Origin of the sequence: Flavobacterium sp. ACN6, assembly GCF_002304005.1 — a bacterium.
In the GTDB taxonomy this organism is placed as follows: domain Bacteria; phylum Bacteroidota; class Bacteroidia; order Flavobacteriales; family Flavobacteriaceae; genus Flavobacterium.
Genome location: NZ_MRCQ01000003.1, coordinates 391,965 through 408,472 on the forward strand (window position 1 = coordinate 391,965; position 16,508 = coordinate 408,472).

Consider the following 16,508-nt stretch of genomic DNA (forward strand, 5'->3'; position numbering starts at 1 on the left):
TATGAGAAGAATTTTTAAAAATCCAAATTCTGAGATTGTCATTCAAAGATTAGTTTATAAAAATGGAGATAACAAAAAGTTGTCTTCAATTCTATTAAAAGAACAAAAAAGCTTTTGTGCTTACACTGAAGAATATATAGGATGTAATGATGCCGTTGATATAGAGCATTTTAATCCTAATTTGAAATATTTAGAAACTGATTCATATCAAAATTGGTTTATGGTAAAGCACAAACCAAATAATCTTAAAAGAACCACTTGGATTGAGCCTATACTTTATCCAACCGACGAAAATTTTGAAACAAGATTGATTTATTCAGATGGCTACTTTCTACATAATCCAGAAGATATTGAAGCAAAAAACTTAATTGATATTTTGAATCTGAACGATGAAATTTTTGTAAAAAACAGAAAGAGATTTATTCAAAGAAGAAAAGAAAGAATTGCAGAAAAAGAAGTTTCAGCTTTAGATTATTTTACTGAAAAAATCGAAAACGAAATAGAATCTTTAAAATATTTAAGAGCAATTCAAGAAGAATTTAAAATTGATATTTGGAATATGATTCCAAAATTAAAATAAAAAATCAGCTGACTCTCAACAAAACTTGAAACAAACAAAACAAAAAATAAAATGAGTAAAGTAGCCATTATAATGGGAAGCATCTCAGACATGCCAGTTATGCAGGATGCCATCGACATATTAAAACAATTTAATATTGAAGTTGAAGTAGATATTGTTTCAGCACACAGAACGCCGGAGAAATTATTCGATTTCAGTAAAAATGCACATACTCGCGGTATTTCGGTTATTATCGCTGGAGCGGGAGGCGCTGCACATTTACCGGGAATGGTAGCTTCAATGTCACCGCTTCCTGTAATTGGAGTTCCTGTAAAATCAAGTAATTCGATTGATGGATGGGATTCGGTTTTATCGATTCTGCAAATGCCGGGCGGTGTTCCTGTTGCAACGGTAGCTTTGAACGGCGCAAAAAATGCTGGAATTTTAGCGGCGCAAATCATCGGAAGTCACGATAAAAAAGTGCTTGATACTATTATTTCTTATAAAGAAGATTTGAAAGCAGCAGTTAACAAAGCAGCTGAAGGATTGAAATAGTTTTCAGTTTTCAGTCACAGTTTTCAATATAAACTGTGACTGAAAACCGTGACTAAAAACTAAAATTAAGCAACATCTTCAACTTCTTCCAATACCGATTCAAATTCATATTCTGTAATATCTTCTTTATTGATCCAGTTTTCTGAAGTAACTAAACTGTAATTTAAATCATCTTTAGTATTCAATTCCCAAACAATACCTTCAGCTTCTGGAAAAGGAATATTTTGAGAAATTTGATTTTCAAACAATCTTTTGATTAGATTTCTATCAGACAACCCATTATTCAATAATTTCAGCACATTTTCAGCTGTTAACTTTTGTGTTTCGCCATCGGTTGGTGTCATTGAAAAGTGAACAACAGAAGCTTTTGCATTTGGAAATTTCCCATTATACGCTTTAAAAAGCAATTGATTGACATGAAACAAAGTTCCCTGCATGTGTATTTCTGGATATTCCTCGCAAACTTTATCAATTAACATATTGTTCGAAATCTGCTCAATTTGTCCTTCGCCCAATTGATCTCCTAATTTATATTCTAAAACAATCTGTGCCGCTTCGTTAGGTTCATAATCAGAAATTGCCATTTCTAATAATTCAGGCAGACTGCTTTTTTCTGCCGTCGCTCCATCGGGATAATTGAATTTACCTAATAACTGAATAAAATCTTCATCAGACCAATATCCTTCCACTTCATTTACGGTATCTATATTCTTAATTACAGCTTGATAATTCATAGTTTTAATTTTTATAATTACGATTAGTATTTTATAATTCTAACCTTTTTCTCAATTTACGCTTTTAAAACCGCCTTCGGCAATAAATAACATATCTATAACACAATTTAAGAGAGTTTTATGTCCAGAATGAATTCTTTATAGCGAATTAGATTTTTATAAATTGTTATCTTTGGGATTCAAAAATTTGACTTCAATTAATAAAAAATAGTATATCATAATGAGTGTTTTACTTTCAAAATTTATAACGAAACATAATACTGCACCTTTTTCTCAAATTAAAATCGAAGATTACGTTCCTGCTTTTCAAGAAGGAATTGTTTTGGCTAAAGCTGAAATCGATGCCATCGTAAACAATCCAGAAGCGCCGACTTTTGAAAACACAATCGTGGCAATGGATTTTTCGGGTGATATTTTAGATCGTCTTTCGAGTATTTTCTTCAATTTGAATTCGGCTGAAACGAATGACGAAATGCAGAAAATCGCTCAGGAAGTTTCACCTTTGCTTTCAGAATTTGGAAATGATATTCGTCTAAATGCTGCTTTATTTGCAAAAGTAAAAGCCGTTTACGATCAAAAAGAAAGTTTAAATCTGAATCCGGAACAAACGACTTTATTAGATAAAAAATACAAAAGCTTTTCTAGAAACGGAGCGAATCTGCCAGAAGACAAGAAAAATCAATTAAGAGAAATTGACAAAGAATTATCGAAATTGAGTTTACAGTTTGGTGAAAATGTTTTAGCAGAAACCAATGCTTTTGAATTGCATTTAACAGATGAAAAAGATCTATCTGGTTTACCTGAAGGCACAATTGAAGCCGCAAGATTATTAGCCAAAAATCAAGAAAAAGAAGGCTGGATTTTCACTTTAGATCATCCAAGTTATGTTCCGTTTTTGACTTATGCGGATAATCGCGAACTGCGTAAAAAAATGGCGATTGCTTTTGGTGCAAAAGCTTTTCAGAATAACGAATTCGACAATCAGGAAAACGTCTTAAAAATTGCAAAATTACGTTTTGAAAGAGCCAATTTGTTAGGTTACAAAACTCACGCACATTTTGTTTTGGAAGAAAGAATGGCCGAAAGTCCAGAGAAAGTTTTCTCTTTCTTAAATGATTTATTAGCTAAAGCAAAACCTGCAGCTCAAAAAGAATTCGCTGAGTTAACCGCTTTCGCGAAAGAGCTGGACGGAATCGAGCAATTAGAGAAATGGGACGGCGCTTATTATTCTGAAAAATTAAAACAACAACTTTTTAATTTAGATGATGAAAAACTGAAACCTTATTTCCAGTTAGAAAAAGTTTTAGACGGCGCCTTTACGGTTGCCAAAAAATTATACGGTTTAACTTTTACTGAGGTTTTTGACATTGACAAATACCACGAAGAAGTTACAACTTATGAAGTTCGTGATGCTGAAAACAATTTGGTTTCTATTTTCTATGCGGATTTCTTCCCAAGAAAAGGAAAAAGAAACGGCGCTTGGATGACTTCGTTTAAATCACAATATGTAAAGGACGGCGTAAACGAAAGACCGCACATTTCGAACGTTTGTAACTTTACAAAACCAACCGAAACAAAACCTTCCTTATTGACGTTTAATGAAGTGACCACTTTATTCCACGAATTTGGTCACGGGCTGCACGGAATGCTAGCTGATACAGTTTATCCAAGTTTATCAGGAACTTCGGTTTATTGGGATTTTGTAGAATTACCAAGTCAGATTATGGAAAACTGGTGTTACGAACCAGAAGCTTTGGCTTTGTTCGCCAATCATTATGAAACCGGAGAAATTATTCCGATTGAATATGTACAGAAAATTAAAGAAAGTGCAAGTTTCCAAGAAGGTTTAGCAACTTTGCGTCAATTAAGTTTTGGACTTTTAGACATGGCTTGGCACGGACAAGATCCAACTTCAATTACAGATTTAAAAACTTTCGAAACGGAACAATTTGCTAATACACAATTGTATCCTGATGTAAAAGAAAATGCGATGAGTACTGCATTCTCTCATATTTTCCAAGGCGGTTATTCTTCTGGATATTACAGCTACAAATGGGCAGAAGTTTTGGATGCTGATGCTTTTGAATATTTCCAGGAAAGCGGTATTTTCAATGAAGAAGTGGCGAAGAAATTCAAAGACAATGTCCTTTCTAAAGGAGGAACAGAACATCCAATGACTTTATACAAACGTTTTAGAGGTCAAGAACCAAAACCAGAAGCTTTATTGAAAAGAGCGGGATTGTTATAATTTTAAGATTTCAGATCTTAGATTTTAGATTATATCCGAAGTAGAAATACTTCGGATTTTTAATTTGATTTTGTCTGAAAATAAAATTGGCTATCTTCGTATTTTAAATCTAATCTTACAAAAAACAACTTTGAAAAAATATTTAAAAATCTTCCTTTACCTAGCAATTATTGGATTAGTTGCGATTGTTTCTGTAAATTATTACGTAAAATCTTCGACCAAGAAATACATTCACCACTCACTTAAAAAATTTCCAAAAAATGATGTGGGAATTATTTTTGGTGCGGGAATTAATGGAAACCACCCAAGCAAATATTTAAAAGATCGTTTGGATGCAGGGATTTTATTATGGAAAGCAAAACGAATCAATAAAATTCTACTTTCTGGCGATAACGGCCGAGAAGAATATGATGAATTAACGGTAATGAAAAATTATTGTTATACTCATGGAGTCGACACCACAAAGATATTTATTGACTATGCTGGTTTTGATACTTATTCGACGATTTATCGCGCTAAACATATTTTCAAGATTAAAAAAGCCACTTTAATAACTCAGGAATATCATCTAAACCGGGCCATATACATTGGACAGAAACTCGGAATTAAATCGGCTGGATACTCTGCCAATAGAGGAAATTATTTGGGATATAATTATGTTCGTTTTAGAGAATATGGTTCTGTTTTCAAATCCTTTTTTGATGTTTTAAGAAATAGAGAACCTCGATTTTTAGGAAATACAATTGATGTAAATGGTCCATCAAATTATTCAAAGGAAGATAAACGATAAAAAAAAGTTATTAAGAGCTCCAGCGGAGCAAAATATTTATAGAAAGATAAATATTAGGATTTTAAACGAAAGCTCTATCAGAGCGATATATTTCACCCCGATGGGGCTATTTTACATAAATCAACAAATTTTATCTATAAATATTTTGTTCCTATGGGACTTGTTGAAAATTAAATAATTTAAAAAAGTTATTAAGAGCTCCAGCGGAGCAAAATATTTATAGAAAGAAAATATTAGGATTTTAAACGAAAGCTCTATTAGAGCGATATATTTTACCCCGATGGGGCTATTTTACATAAATCAACAAATTTTATCTATAAATATTTTGTTCCTATGGGACTTGTTGAAAATTAAATAATTTAAAAAAGTTATTAAGAGCTCCAGCGGAGCAAAATATTTATAGAAAGAAAATATTAGGATTTTAAACGAAAGCTCCATCGGAGCGATATATTTTACCCCGATGGGGCTATTTTACATAAATCAACAAATTTTATCTATAAATATTTCGTCCCTGTGGGACTTGCTGAAAATTAAATAATTTAAAAAAGTTATTAAGAACTCCAGCGGAGCAAAATATTTATAGAAAGATAAATATTAGGATTTTAAACGAAAGCTCCATCGGAGCGATATATTTCACCCTGATGGGGCTACTTTACATAAATCAACAAATTTTATCTATAAATATTTCGCCCCTATGGGAGTTGTTGAAAATTAAATAATTTAAAAATCAAAAATCTTAATTCTATTCTCTTGATTCTATTTTCTCTACTCTTTCTCCAAAACCTTTTTCGCTAATTTTCCAACAGTAAGTCCTTGCACCACAATTGAAAACAGCACCACAATATAAGTCACCTCCAAAAGCAGATTTTTATATTCGCCTTCTGGCATAGAAAGTACCAAAGCGATAGAAACCCCACCGCGAATTCCTCCCCAAACCAATACCATCAAAGAACCTTTATTGTAGGCAGATTTGATTCCGAAGAACTTAAAGATATCAAAGAATTTCCAAGGTAAAACGATAGAAAAAATTCTCGCAAAAAGCACTATAAAAATAGCCACAAAACCTGTTACTAATTGTTTATTTAAATCTGGCAGTAACAATAATTCAAAACCAATAAAGAGGAATAAAATAGCATTTAGAATTTCATCAATAAGTTCCCAGAATTTACCTAAATAATCCTGAGTCACTTCGCTCATTGCCACTTTTTTACCATAATTCCCAATGATCAATCCCGCAACAACCATTGCCAGCGGACTAGAAACGTGTAAACTTTGGGCAATCAAAAATCCTCCCATAACGATAGAAAGCGTGATTAAAACAGAAACTTTATAATCATCGATTTTCTTCATTACTCTTGATGCCGTAAATCCAAGAAAAGCCCCTAGTAAAAGTCCGCCGATTCCTTCTTTTGCAAACAGCCAAGCGATAGAACCAAAACTCATGTCAAACGTTGGGTCAGTTGCCATTTTTAAAACAACGGCAAACATTACTACCGCTACTCCATCATTAAACAAGGATTCACCAACAATTTTGGTTTCTATTCTTTTAGGAACTTTAGCTTGTTTTAGAACCCCCAACACCACAATTGGATCGGTTGGAGAAATTAACGTTCCAAAAACCAAACAAAATATATAAGGAATTTTTATTCCGAAAAAAGGCGCGATATAAAAAAGCAGTACCGAAATTATTAATGCCGACAATACTACGCTGACCGTAGAATAAATCATAATGGGAACTTTTTGTTCTTTAAGATCCGACATGTTCACGTGCAGTGCACCTGCAAACAAAAGAAAATTCAACATTGCTCCCATCAGGATTTCGTTGAAGTCGAATTCTTTTATTAAATCAAAAAAGTGTTTTGTGGTTGAAGGAAAATAAGAATCTCCTAAAAGACGAATTCCTACTGAAACCAGCATGGCAATAATCATAATCCCAATAGTTCCTGGGAGTTTTAAAAATCTTAAATTTAAATAGGCGAAGAAAGAAGCCAGTACGATAAGTACTGAAAAGGTGTAGTATAATTCCATAAATGTGATTTTTACAAAAATATTCTTCTCATTAGTTAATCAAAAATTCAAGACCTGAATTAACATAACTTTATAATTCGTTAAATATGTTTCAATTATTTTTGAAAGTTTGAAAACTTTTGCTTACATTTGATCCATGGAATTCAAAGAAGCAAAAAATAAGTTTGTACAAACCTGGGGAGCATTAGGCTCTCAGTGGGGAATTAATAAAACGATGGCACAAATCCACGCTTTATTAATGGTCTCAAACGAAGCTGTTTCGATGGAAGACATTATGGACGAATTGCAAATTTCACGCGGAAACGCCAGCATGAACCTAAGAGCTTTAATGGATTGGGGAATTGTTTATAAAGAATACAAAGCTGGAGAAAGAAAAGAGTTTTTTACTGCTGAAAAAGATTTAGACGAATTAGCAGTTAAAATTTCAAGAGAAAGAAGCAAAAGAGAAATTAAACCTGCGCTTAAAATCTTAAAAGAAGTTTCGACTATTGAAGCAAAAGATTCAGCTGAAGAAAAACACTTTGTAGATCAAACTACTAAACTGTACGATTTCGTTTTAAAAGCAGATAATATGTTGGACAAAATGACTGAATTTAACGACAACTGGCTTGGAAAGCTGGTTTTAAAAATCATGAAGTAAAAAAATTTAATTAAAACTTTCATTTTTTTCTGAAAGTTTAAAAACAATGAATAGTTATGAAAAACATTAATTTATTAAATTATTTCTTTGTTGGTATTCCTGCCATTTTAATTCCTATTGGCTATGTAAATGATGAGAATCTTGGCGAACTATTCGCTTATGGCTTATTATTCAGTATTTTAACTGGTCTCTTTCAAATCACTATTGGTGCATGTATGTTAATCGATAATCCTCGTGACAAAAGCATTCAATATTATATACTTGGAGTGATTTTATATTTCGTGATGGTGTACATCAATCCCATTTTACCCCTCAGTCTCAAAACTTCTTTTGTATTCGCTATTCCCACAATACTAGCTATTTATCTTTCAATAGTAATCTATAAAAAAGCCCACAAATGAACTTCTTAAAAGCAGAATGGAAAAATTTAGCACTTTTCAATTATGAAGTTGATGCTGCAATTTTAGAAAAATATCTTCCTGCAGGAACTGAAATCGATATTTGGAACAACAAATGTTATGTGAGTTTGGTGGGATTTATGTTTAAAAACACCAAAGTTTTAGGATTGAAAGTTCCGTTTCATGTAGATTTTGAAGAGGTGAATTTACGATTCTATGTAAAACGTTTTGAAAACGGTGAATGGAAGCGTGGCGTTGTTTTTATTAAAGAAATTGTCCCTAAAAAATCGATCACATTTATTGCGAATACGTTGTATCAAGAACATTATGAAACACAAAAAATGAGACATGAAATCATTGAGAATGAAAATACCCATACTTTTATTTATCAATGGAAGATTGACAAAAAATGGAACACGATTCAATTAGAAACCAAAAATACTCTAACAGAAATTAAAGTCGATTCTGAAGCTGAGTTTATTACAGAACATTATTTTGGATACACAAAAATCGACGACGAAATGACTTTTGAATATGAAGTAACGCATCCGAGATGGGAACAATTGGAAGTTTTAAATCATAACATTGAAATTGATTTCGAAAAAACGTACGGAACCGATTTTGGATTTCTGCAAGATGCAAAACCAATTTCTGTATTCTTAGCAAAAGGCTCAAAAATTACGGTTAAAAATAAAAGAAAATTACAATCAATTCCTGTTTTAGAAGAAATGTACTAATCAAATTATTATCCTTAAAACCAAAAATCATGAAAACTTTAGAAAACCAAACCTTACTTTATGATGAAGATTGTCCGCTTTGCAATTTATATACAACCGGTTTTGTAAAAAGCGGTATGCTTGACGAAAACGGAAGAAAATCTTATTGCCAATTATCTGCTGAAGAACAAAGTTTTGTAGACTTAAAACGCGCTCCAAATGAAATTGCGTTAATTGATAACACGTCAAAAACGGTTACTTACGGAATTGATAGTTTGATAAAAGTGATTGGATTTTCTTTTCCTTTAATTGAAAAAACTGCAACTCTAAAGCCAATTCATTTCATCCTGAAAAAAATGTATTCTTTTGTTTCATACAATAGAAAAGTAATTATCCCAGGAGTTGTAAAAGAAGAAAACAAACTGCAATGCACTCCAGATTTTAATTATAAATATAGATTTCTTTTTCTCGGATTTGCATTAACGCTGACCAGTTTTATTTTATTTAAATATGCTGATTTGATTCCGAATTTACCTAAATCTACTATTTTAAGAGAAGTGATTTTAGCGTTTGGACAAATTGTTTTTCAGAGTTTATTTCTTTTGAAGTTCGATAAACAAACGATTATCAATTATGTTGGAAATGTAATGACAGTTTCTTTAATGGGAAGTTTAATTTTGATCCCAATTTTAATTTTAGGTCAGTTTTTCCAGCTTCCTCAAATGATCATTTTAGGCTGGTTTGCAGTTACGGTTTTGATTATGTTTTTGGAACATTTTAGAAGAGTAAAAATTTTAAAACTTCCTTTTTATCTATCTTACACCTGGATTCTGTATCGAATTATTGCTTTGCTATTTATTTTAAATTAAGATTTGCCACTAATTACACGAATTTTCACGAATTAGATTTTACAATCCTGACGGAAAAAATTAGCGGAAATTTGTGTAATTAGTGGCAAAAAAATCAACATCATGAAAAAACTCATCATCGCAGCCGGAACAGGATTTTTAGGACAGGTTTTAATCCAACATTTCAAAGATAAATTTGACGAAATTGTAATTCTGACCCGTGGAAAATCTCAGACAATTGACGGAATTAAATATGTAAACTGGAACGCCAGAAGTTTTTCTGGCTGGGAAAAAGAATTAGAAAACGCCACCGTTTTAATTAATCTCGCCGGAAAATCTGTTGATTGCCGTTATACCAAAGAAAATAAAAAAGAGATTCTTTTATCTCGAATTGAAAGCACGAAGATTTTAAATAAAGCCATTTTGAATTGTCAAAATCCACCTAAACATTGGTTGAATTCATCAACTTCAACTATTTATCGTTTTTCTTTGGATAAACAAATGGATGAAATTGACGGCGAGATCGGAAATGATTTTTCTATAAACGTCGCTTTGTCTTGGGAAAAAGCGTTCTTTAAAACTGAAACGCCAAATACTCTAAAAACTGCTTTGCGAACTTCTATCGTTTTAGGTAAAGATGGAGGTGCTTTTATTCCGCTAAAGACTTTGGCGAAAATTGGTTTTGGAGGAAAACAAGGTAACGGAAATCAATTCATAAGCTGGATTCACGAAGAAGATTTTGCCAATGCTGTTGATTTTATTATTCAAAAAGAAATCTCAGGAGTCATTAATATTGTTTCTCCAGAACCTATTCGCAATGTTGATTTTATGCAGAAACTTAGAAAAGCTGTTGGCTTTCCATTCGGATTTCCGTTGAATAAATTTTTTCTGGAAATTGGATCTTTCTTTATTAGAACAGAAACCGAATTGGTTTTAAAAAGCAGAAATGTGATTCCGAAACGACTTTTAGACAATGGATTTCAGTTTAAGTTTGAGGATATTGATAATGCATTTAAAAATTTAGTAAACAAATGAAAACACAAAACACAGATTGGATTTTTTTGTTTAAACATTGGTTTTTCACCTTGCTATTAGGGCCAATTATTTCTCAACTATTAATGTATATTACCGTTTTACATCCAAATAAAATTGTAGGCTTACTAGAAGTATTTCCTATAGCATTAATTTTCAGTTTGTTTTTTTCAATACCAACATATTTACTTTATGCTTTCTTTTACTATTATTTTTCTAAAAAAGACTTGCCTCTTTTATTCACGAAATGCATTTTGATCTTAATAGCAGTGACTGGCATTTTTATAACTTCCTCACTCATGAGAGGATTCATGTGGTTTGACATTGCTTTATCTTATTCCGTTTCATCGATTCTTACCGGATTATTTTTTAAGTTAAATTTTAAAAGTAAGGAAGAAAATGTAAAATAAGATTCTTTTAAATCTCCAGCGGAGTATAATGTTTATAGAAAAGATAAAAAATGCATCGTTCATTTAAGCTCCAGCGGAGCGACATCTTTGCTTTCTGATTACTTCTGAAACATTTCGCCCCTAATGGGGCTTTATTCCAATAGCAACTATAAATCTATAAATATGACGTCCCGCTGGGACTTGAAATACGTTGATCAATCATGACAACCATAAACCTCACAACCAAAATAAAAGCCTCGAAACAAATCGTTTTTGATGCATCAAGAAACATAGACATTCATCAACAATCTGCAAGTGAATCCAATGAAAAAGCAATTGCGGGCGTAACATCTGGTTTGATTAATTTACACGAAACAGTAACTTGGCGCGGGAAACATTTTGGTTTTTATCTGACTCATAAAAGCAGAATTACGATAATGAATTTGTATGATTATTTTGTGGATGAAATGGAACACGGCAAATTTAAATCTTTCAAACATGAACATTTTTTTGAGGAAGAAAATGGAATCACAATTATGAGAGACAAATTACAATATGAAACTCCATTTGGAATTTTCGGAAGATTATTTGATGCTTTATTTCTGAAAAAACATCTGAATCAATTTCTTTTGGAGAGGAACAAGGTACTCAAAGAAGTCTCAGAAAAACAGATTTAAAATATATTTCTTACTTTTAAGAAAAGTATCTAACTTAAAATCAGACTTATGAAATTAAAAACTAAAGTTTTATCGATAGCATTTTTCGCCTTTTCTATTGTTGGATTTTCTCAAAGCAATTGCACAACCTTAAAAGGATGTGAAAGAAAATTATGTGAATTAAATACCAAACTTACTGCTGCTAAAAAAGCAGGAAATCAAAACCAAATTAAGGGAGTTGAAGATGCTATTGCGCAAACCAAGAAAAACTGTACCACCAAAACGGTAAATAAAGATCTTGACAAAAAGGTAAAAGAGAAACAGCAAAAAGTAAACGAGAGAACTGCCGATTTGAACGAAGCGATTAAAGACAAAGAGAGCAAAGAAAAAATCGATAAAAAGAGAAAAAAATTAAATGAAGCTAAAGCAGATTTGAATAAAGCACTTGCTGAACAGAAAACGAAATAGATTTTTTTTGTTTTTTGAATAAATGCGAAGAGTTTTTTTTGCAGATTTGAGCAGATTGAAAAAACAATTTGAATAGCTTTATCTGGATGATATTGCAATGGAATTTTTCTCGGCTTTAGCCAAACTTTATATTTTGGCTAAAGCCCTGATCTAATCTTCTTTTGACCTCCAGCTAGAGCTGGAGGCAATTCAAAAAATGGAATCAAAATTTATTTTTCAAGCTATACATTAAACATAGCCCGCGGTTTGAACCGTGGGAAACGATGTAAAAAGAAAATGGCTTAATGGCTGAAAATATATTTAAAAATGAATTTTCTCGTTTTACGGTTTGCGTGAGGGATAGAAGCGGATAGCCCACAGCCTGACGAAGGAAGTGCGAGGACTTGAAGCGGATAGCCCGGTTCGCTTTTTTCGGCGAACACGCCCAAATCATTTAGAAACTTGAGGTCTTTACTACAGTAACGCAATCATTAACCACCAAAAAATGGGAACGCTTTCGACCCAAAAAGAAGTATAATATTTGGAGCGGTTTGTATTGGCAAAGAGAATAAATAACATCAAAGTCACGACCATTATTAAATTGATGATAAGATCGTGAAGGGTAAAACTTAAAATACCTAGAACCCAAAACGGAACCAAAAGTGAAAATCCTAAAATCTTTGTACGCTTAACGCCGATAGTTTGCGGAACGGTTTTTAAATGCGGATCGTCATTCGCCAGATCCAAAATTTCAAAAACTAAAATCAGTACAAAAACTAAAACAAATCGCTGTACGCATTTTATAAAAAAGTTGGCTGTAAAGGGAACTTCGGCATTTATGTAAGGCAAAACCAAAGTCGCTCCTACCCAACAAAGCGAAACAATATAGATTTTTACTCCTGCCCAGTTTCTGGCATTTTTTCTATTCGGGAAAAAAGGTAAAGTATAAAGTGCTGTTATGGCAAAAATTACAACAGAGACGATTTGGGTAATTTGCTTGAGATGGAAAAAATAATATCCGACTAATAGCAGCGAAATGAAACTCAAAATAGCAATTATTTTCAACTGCAGTCCGATTGGTTTTTTCTTAACGCGAACTAAAGCATCGTACTTTACGAAATTATATCCTACAATTGTTCCGAAAAAAACGAATAAAGCCATTGGCTCATCATACTGAATATGAAAGAAGTAAAATGTAATTCGGACCAAAGCATAACACGATAAAGCCACGTGAATACTGCTGTTTAAATAAAAATCAACTATTTGTTTTAGAAGTTTCATGCCTCAAATCTAATCAATTGGTAACAAATCAACTCTTTAGTTAGAAATTTGATAAAAATTGAAGTTAAAAATACCCATTAAATTATTAATAATACTTAATTTTGCGCCACAAAAAAACAACACATTTACTATAAAATGTAATAAACCCTGTGAAATAGTATAAAACACTCGGCAAATTACTTTTGATCTTTAAAAAATAGACTGCTACAAATGAAAACAGATGCTTTTGCTTTAAGACACATTGGTCCAAGAGAAACAGATCTTCAACACATGTTACAAACAATTGGTGTTGAATCTATTGAACAACTTGTTTATGAAACCCTTCCGGATGATATTCGTTTAAAAGCGCCTTTGAATTTGGATCCTGCAATGACGGAATACGAATTTGCAAATCATATTCAGGAACTAGGAAAGAAAAATAAAGTATTCAAATCTTATATTGGTTTGGGTTATCATCCAACTATTGTTCCGGCTCCAATTCAAAGAAATATCTTTGAAAATCCAGGATGGTATACAGCTTATACACCTTATCAGGCAGAAATTGCTCAAGGTCGTCTAGAAGCGATTTTAAATTTCCAGACTACTGTTATTGAATTAACAGGAATGGAAATTGCCAATGCATCTTTACTTGACGAAGGAACTGCTGCAGCCGAAGCGATGGCTTTGTTGTTTGACGTTCGTACACGTGACCAAAAGAAAAACAATACTAACAAATTCTTCGTTTCTGAAGAAATTTTGCCACAAACTTTATCGGTACTTCAAACACGTTCAACTCCCGTTGGAATTGAATTAGTTGTTGGAAACCATGAAACATTTGATTTTTCAAATGAATTCTTCGGAGCTATTTTACAATACCCCGGAAAATATGGTCAAGTAAATGATTACAGTGATTTTGTTGCTAAAGCAAAAGAAAATGAAATTAAAGTTGCCTTTGCTGCTGATATTTTGTCACTTGCTGCTTTAACTTCTCCGGGAGAAATGGGAGCTGCAGTAGTTGTTGGAACTTCACAACGTTTTGGTGTACCAATGGGTTATGGTGGTCCTCACGCTGCTTTTTTTGCCACTAAAGACGAATACAAACGCTCTATGCCAGGTCGTATTATTGGAGTTTCCATCGACGTAAACGGAAATCGCGCCTTACGTATGGCATTAGGAACTCGTGAACAGCATATTAAACGTGAAAAAGCAACTTCAAATATTTGTACGGCTCAGGTTTTATTAGCGGTTATGGCCGGAATGTACGCGGTTTACCACGGACCAAAAGGTTTACAATATATTGCAGGAAAAGTTCACGCATCTGCAGTTACTGCTGCTGAAGCTTTAAATAAATTAGGAGTTTACCAAACCAATACGGCTTACTTTGATACTATTTTAGTAAAAGCAGATGCTCAAAAAGTAAAAGCTATTGCGGAGAAAAATGAAGTAAACTTTTTCTATGTTGATGCTGATACGATTTCTATCTCATTTAACGAAACAACTTCTGTTGCCGACATCAACCAAATTATTGCCATTTTTGCTGATGCTTTAGGAAAAGAAACTTTTACGGTTTCTGAATTAACTGCTGCAAGTCAATTACCGGCTTCATTAGAAAGAACGTCACCTTTCTTAACGCATGATGTTTTCAACAATCATCATTCAGAAAGTCAGATCATGCGTTACATCAAAAAATTAGAACGTAAAGATTTATCGTTAAACCATTCGATGATTTCATTAGGTTCTTGTACGATGAAATTAAACGCAGCTTCAGAAATGTTGCCTTTATCAATGCCAAACTGGAACAGCATTCACCCTTTTGCACCAGTAGAACAAGCTGAAGGTTATATCACGATGCTTAAAAAATTGGAGGAGCAATTGAATGTAATTACCGGATTTGCCGGAACAACATTACAGCCTAACTCTGGAGCTCAAGGAGAATATGCTGGTTTAATGGCGATTCGTGCTTACCATTTATCAAGAAATGAAAGTCACCGTAATGTATGTTTAATCCCTTCATCTGCTCACGGAACCAATCCTGCTTCTGCAGCGATGGCCGGAATGAAAATTATCGTTACTAAAACTACTCCGGAAGGAAATATTGATGTAGAAGATTTAAGAGAAAAAGCGATTGAACACAAAGATGACTTATCTTGTTTAATGGTAACGTACCCTTCTACTCACGGAGTTTTCGAATCTTCAATTATTGAAATCACTAAATTAATCCACGACAATGGCGGATTAGTATATATGGATGGTGCAAACATGAACGCGCAAGTTGGATTAACAAATCCGGCTACAATTGGTGCCGACGTTTGTCACTTAAACTTACACAAAACATTCGCTATTCCTCACGGTGGCGGTGGACCTGGAGTTGGACCAATTTGCGTGAACGAAAAACTAGTTCCGTTTTTACCAACAAACCCAATCTTAAAAGTTGGTGGTGAGCAGGCTATTACAGCTATTTCATCTGCACCTTACGGATCTGCCTTAGTTTGTTTGATTTCTTACGGTTACATCACAATGATGGGTGCCGAAGGATTAAAAAGCGCTACAGAACATGCTATTTTAAATGCCAATTACATGAAAGCGCGTTTTGAAGGACACTATCCAATTCTTTATACAGGAGAATGCGGAAGAGCGGCTCACGAAATGATTTTAGATTGTCGTTCATTTAAAGAAAACGGAATTGAAGTGGGTGATATCGCAAAACGTTTGATGGATTACGGTTTCCACGCTCCTACGGTTTCTTTCCCTGTAGCGGGAACTTTAATGATCGAACCTACAGAATCTGAAGATTTAGCAGAATTAGATCGTTTTTGTGACGCTCTTATTTCAATCAGAAAAGAGATTGAAGTTGCAACAGCCGATGATAAAAATAACGTATTGAAAAATGCACCGCACACCTTGGCAATGTTAACTACTGATAACTGGGCTTTCCCTTACACAAGAGAAAAAGCGGCTTACCCATTAGAGTATATTGCTGACAATAAATTCTGGCCATCTGTTCGTCGCGTTGACGATGCTTATGGTGACAGAAATTTAGTTTGTAGCTGTGCTCCTATTGAAGCTTACATGGAAAGCTAAAATTTAGTTTTCTTTCATATAAAATACCTCAATCTGAAAAATCAGAATTGGGGTATTTTTTTTACAAAAAATTTAATTCAACATTTTATTTTATGTATAATTGCATTTAAACTATCAAACCAAAAAT

At 33.0% G+C, this 16,508-nt stretch carries 16 protein-coding genes; 13 read left to right on the forward strand and 3 right to left on the reverse strand.

Annotated elements, in window-relative coordinates; translation table 11 throughout:
- Position 1 precedes the first annotated feature (1 nt).
- Positions 2-580 carry a hypothetical protein gene (locus BSF42_RS07165; RefSeq protein ID WP_095952390.1) on the forward strand — a complete coding sequence of 193 codons (579 nt, stop codon included), beginning with the start codon at positions 2-4 and terminating at the stop codon, positions 578-580.
- 51 nt (positions 581-631) lie between these two features.
- Positions 632-1,114: a 5-(carboxyamino)imidazole ribonucleotide mutase gene (purE, locus tag BSF42_RS07170; RefSeq protein ID WP_095952391.1), complete on the forward strand. Its 483-nt coding sequence runs from the start codon at positions 632-634 to the stop codon at positions 1,112-1,114.
- 65 nt (positions 1,115-1,179) lie between these two features.
- On the opposite strand, the gene BSF42_RS07175 is transcribed toward purE, so the two are convergent.
- Positions 1,180-1,848, reverse strand: coding sequence for a hypothetical protein (locus BSF42_RS07175; protein WP_095952392.1), 669 nt, complete (start codon positions 1,846-1,848; stop codon positions 1,180-1,182).
- Between the two features lie 220 nt (positions 1,849-2,068).
- Between BSF42_RS07175 and BSF42_RS07180 the strand changes: the two genes are divergently transcribed.
- Together BSF42_RS07180 and BSF42_RS07185 are read left to right on the forward strand one after the other, a co-directional pair.
- A complete protein-coding gene (locus BSF42_RS07180; RefSeq protein WP_095952393.1) occupies positions 2,069-4,096 on the forward strand; it encodes a M3 family metallopeptidase in 2,028 nt (675 codons plus the stop codon).
- A 130-nt stretch (positions 4,097-4,226) separates the two neighbouring features.
- Complete coding sequence (locus BSF42_RS07185) at positions 4,227-4,886, forward strand: vancomycin high temperature exclusion protein (protein WP_095952449.1); 660 nt, start codon at positions 4,227-4,229, stop codon at positions 4,884-4,886.
- Between the two features lie 765 nt (positions 4,887-5,651).
- Here the strand turns inward: BSF42_RS07185 and BSF42_RS07190 are convergent.
- Entirely contained in the window at positions 5,652-6,914 is a 1,263-nt protein-coding gene (locus tag BSF42_RS07190) for a sodium:proton antiporter (RefSeq protein ID WP_095952394.1), read from the reverse strand.
- 136 nt (positions 6,915-7,050) lie between these two features.
- Here BSF42_RS07190 and BSF42_RS07195 point away from each other — a divergent pair, with 136 nt between their 5' ends.
- The 8 genes from BSF42_RS07195 (at position 7,051) to BSF42_RS07230 (ending at position 12,061) form a co-directional block, all read left to right on the forward strand.
- Positions 7,051-7,554, forward strand: a complete 504-nt coding sequence (locus tag BSF42_RS07195; RefSeq protein WP_095952395.1) for a GbsR/MarR family transcriptional regulator — start codon at positions 7,051-7,053, stop codon at positions 7,552-7,554.
- Between the two features lie 56 nt (positions 7,555-7,610).
- The gene (locus BSF42_RS07200; protein WP_095952396.1) at positions 7,611-7,955 is read left to right on the forward strand and encodes a hypothetical protein; all 345 of its coding nucleotides are present in this window, start codon (positions 7,611-7,613) and stop codon (positions 7,953-7,955) included.
- Positions 7,952-8,689: a YqjF family protein gene (locus tag BSF42_RS07205; RefSeq protein ID WP_095952397.1), complete on the forward strand. Its 738-nt coding sequence runs from the start codon at positions 7,952-7,954 to the stop codon at positions 8,687-8,689. The genes BSF42_RS07200 and BSF42_RS07205 overlap by 4 nt, the downstream gene beginning before the upstream one ends.
- Before the next feature lie 29 nt (positions 8,690-8,718).
- Positions 8,719-9,537: a hypothetical protein gene (locus BSF42_RS07210; RefSeq protein WP_095952398.1), complete on the forward strand. Its 819-nt coding sequence runs from the start codon at positions 8,719-8,721 to the stop codon at positions 9,535-9,537.
- A 102-nt stretch (positions 9,538-9,639) separates the two neighbouring features.
- Positions 9,640-10,551 (forward strand): TIGR01777 family oxidoreductase, encoded by a 912-nt coding sequence (locus tag BSF42_RS07215; RefSeq protein ID WP_095952399.1) that lies wholly within the window; start codon positions 9,640-9,642, stop codon positions 10,549-10,551.
- On the forward strand, positions 10,548-10,958 hold the full coding sequence (locus BSF42_RS07220; RefSeq protein WP_095952400.1) for a hypothetical protein: 411 nt from the start codon (positions 10,548-10,550) through the stop codon (positions 10,956-10,958). Before BSF42_RS07215 ends, BSF42_RS07220 begins: the two co-directional genes overlap by 4 nt.
- 200 nt (positions 10,959-11,158) lie before the next feature.
- Positions 11,159-11,614: an SRPBCC family protein gene (locus BSF42_RS07225; protein WP_095952401.1), complete on the forward strand. Its 456-nt coding sequence runs from the start codon at positions 11,159-11,161 to the stop codon at positions 11,612-11,614.
- Positions 11,615-11,662: 48 nt separating this feature from the next.
- Positions 11,663-12,061 carry a DUF1090 family protein gene (locus tag BSF42_RS07230; protein WP_095952402.1) on the forward strand — a complete coding sequence of 133 codons (399 nt, stop codon included), beginning with the start codon at positions 11,663-11,665 and terminating at the stop codon, positions 12,059-12,061.
- A gap of 453 nt (positions 12,062-12,514) precedes the next feature.
- Here BSF42_RS07230 and BSF42_RS07235 read toward each other — a convergent pair whose 3' ends face one another.
- Positions 12,515-13,321 (reverse strand): hypothetical protein, encoded by an 807-nt coding sequence (locus tag BSF42_RS07235; protein ID WP_095952403.1) that lies wholly within the window; start codon positions 13,319-13,321, stop codon positions 12,515-12,517.
- Positions 13,322-13,531: 210 nt separating this feature from the next.
- On the opposite strand from BSF42_RS07235, the gene gcvP reads away from it, so the two are divergent.
- The gene (gene gcvP / locus BSF42_RS07240) at positions 13,532-16,381 is read left to right on the forward strand and encodes an aminomethyl-transferring glycine dehydrogenase (RefSeq protein WP_095952404.1); all 2,850 of its coding nucleotides are present in this window, start codon (positions 13,532-13,534) and stop codon (positions 16,379-16,381) included.
- The last annotated feature ends 127 nt before the right edge of the window (positions 16,382-16,508 follow it).

Coding starts and splice junctions, on each gene's coding strand:
- BSF42_RS07165 (WP_095952390.1), top strand. CDS start 2: ATGAGAAGAATTTTTAAAAATCCAAATTCTGAGATTGTCATTCAAAGA.
- purE (WP_095952391.1), top strand. CDS start 632: ATGAGTAAAGTAGCCATTATAATGGGAAGCATCTCAGACATGCCAGTT.
- BSF42_RS07175 (WP_095952392.1), bottom strand. CDS start 1,848: ATGAATTATCAAGCTGTAATTAAGAATATAGATACCGTAAATGAAGTG.
- BSF42_RS07180 (WP_095952393.1), top strand. CDS start 2,069: ATGAGTGTTTTACTTTCAAAATTTATAACGAAACATAATACTGCACCT.
- BSF42_RS07190 (WP_095952394.1), bottom strand. CDS start 6,914: ATGGAATTATACTACACCTTTTCAGTACTTATCGTACTGGCTTCTTTC.
- BSF42_RS07195 (WP_095952395.1), top strand. CDS start 7,051: ATGGAATTCAAAGAAGCAAAAAATAAGTTTGTACAAACCTGGGGAGCA.
- BSF42_RS07200 (WP_095952396.1), top strand. CDS start 7,611: ATGAAAAACATTAATTTATTAAATTATTTCTTTGTTGGTATTCCTGCC.
- BSF42_RS07205 (WP_095952397.1), top strand. CDS start 7,952: ATGAACTTCTTAAAAGCAGAATGGAAAAATTTAGCACTTTTCAATTAT.
- BSF42_RS07210 (WP_095952398.1), top strand. CDS start 8,719: ATGAAAACTTTAGAAAACCAAACCTTACTTTATGATGAAGATTGTCCG.
- BSF42_RS07215 (WP_095952399.1), top strand. CDS start 9,640: ATGAAAAAACTCATCATCGCAGCCGGAACAGGATTTTTAGGACAGGTT.
- BSF42_RS07220 (WP_095952400.1), top strand. CDS start 10,548: ATGAAAACACAAAACACAGATTGGATTTTTTTGTTTAAACATTGGTTT.
- BSF42_RS07225 (WP_095952401.1), top strand. CDS start 11,159: ATGACAACCATAAACCTCACAACCAAAATAAAAGCCTCGAAACAAATC.
- BSF42_RS07230 (WP_095952402.1), top strand. CDS start 11,663: ATGAAATTAAAAACTAAAGTTTTATCGATAGCATTTTTCGCCTTTTCT.
- BSF42_RS07235 (WP_095952403.1), bottom strand. CDS start 13,321: ATGAAACTTCTAAAACAAATAGTTGATTTTTATTTAAACAGCAGTATT.
- gcvP (WP_095952404.1), top strand. CDS start 13,532: ATGAAAACAGATGCTTTTGCTTTAAGACACATTGGTCCAAGAGAAACA.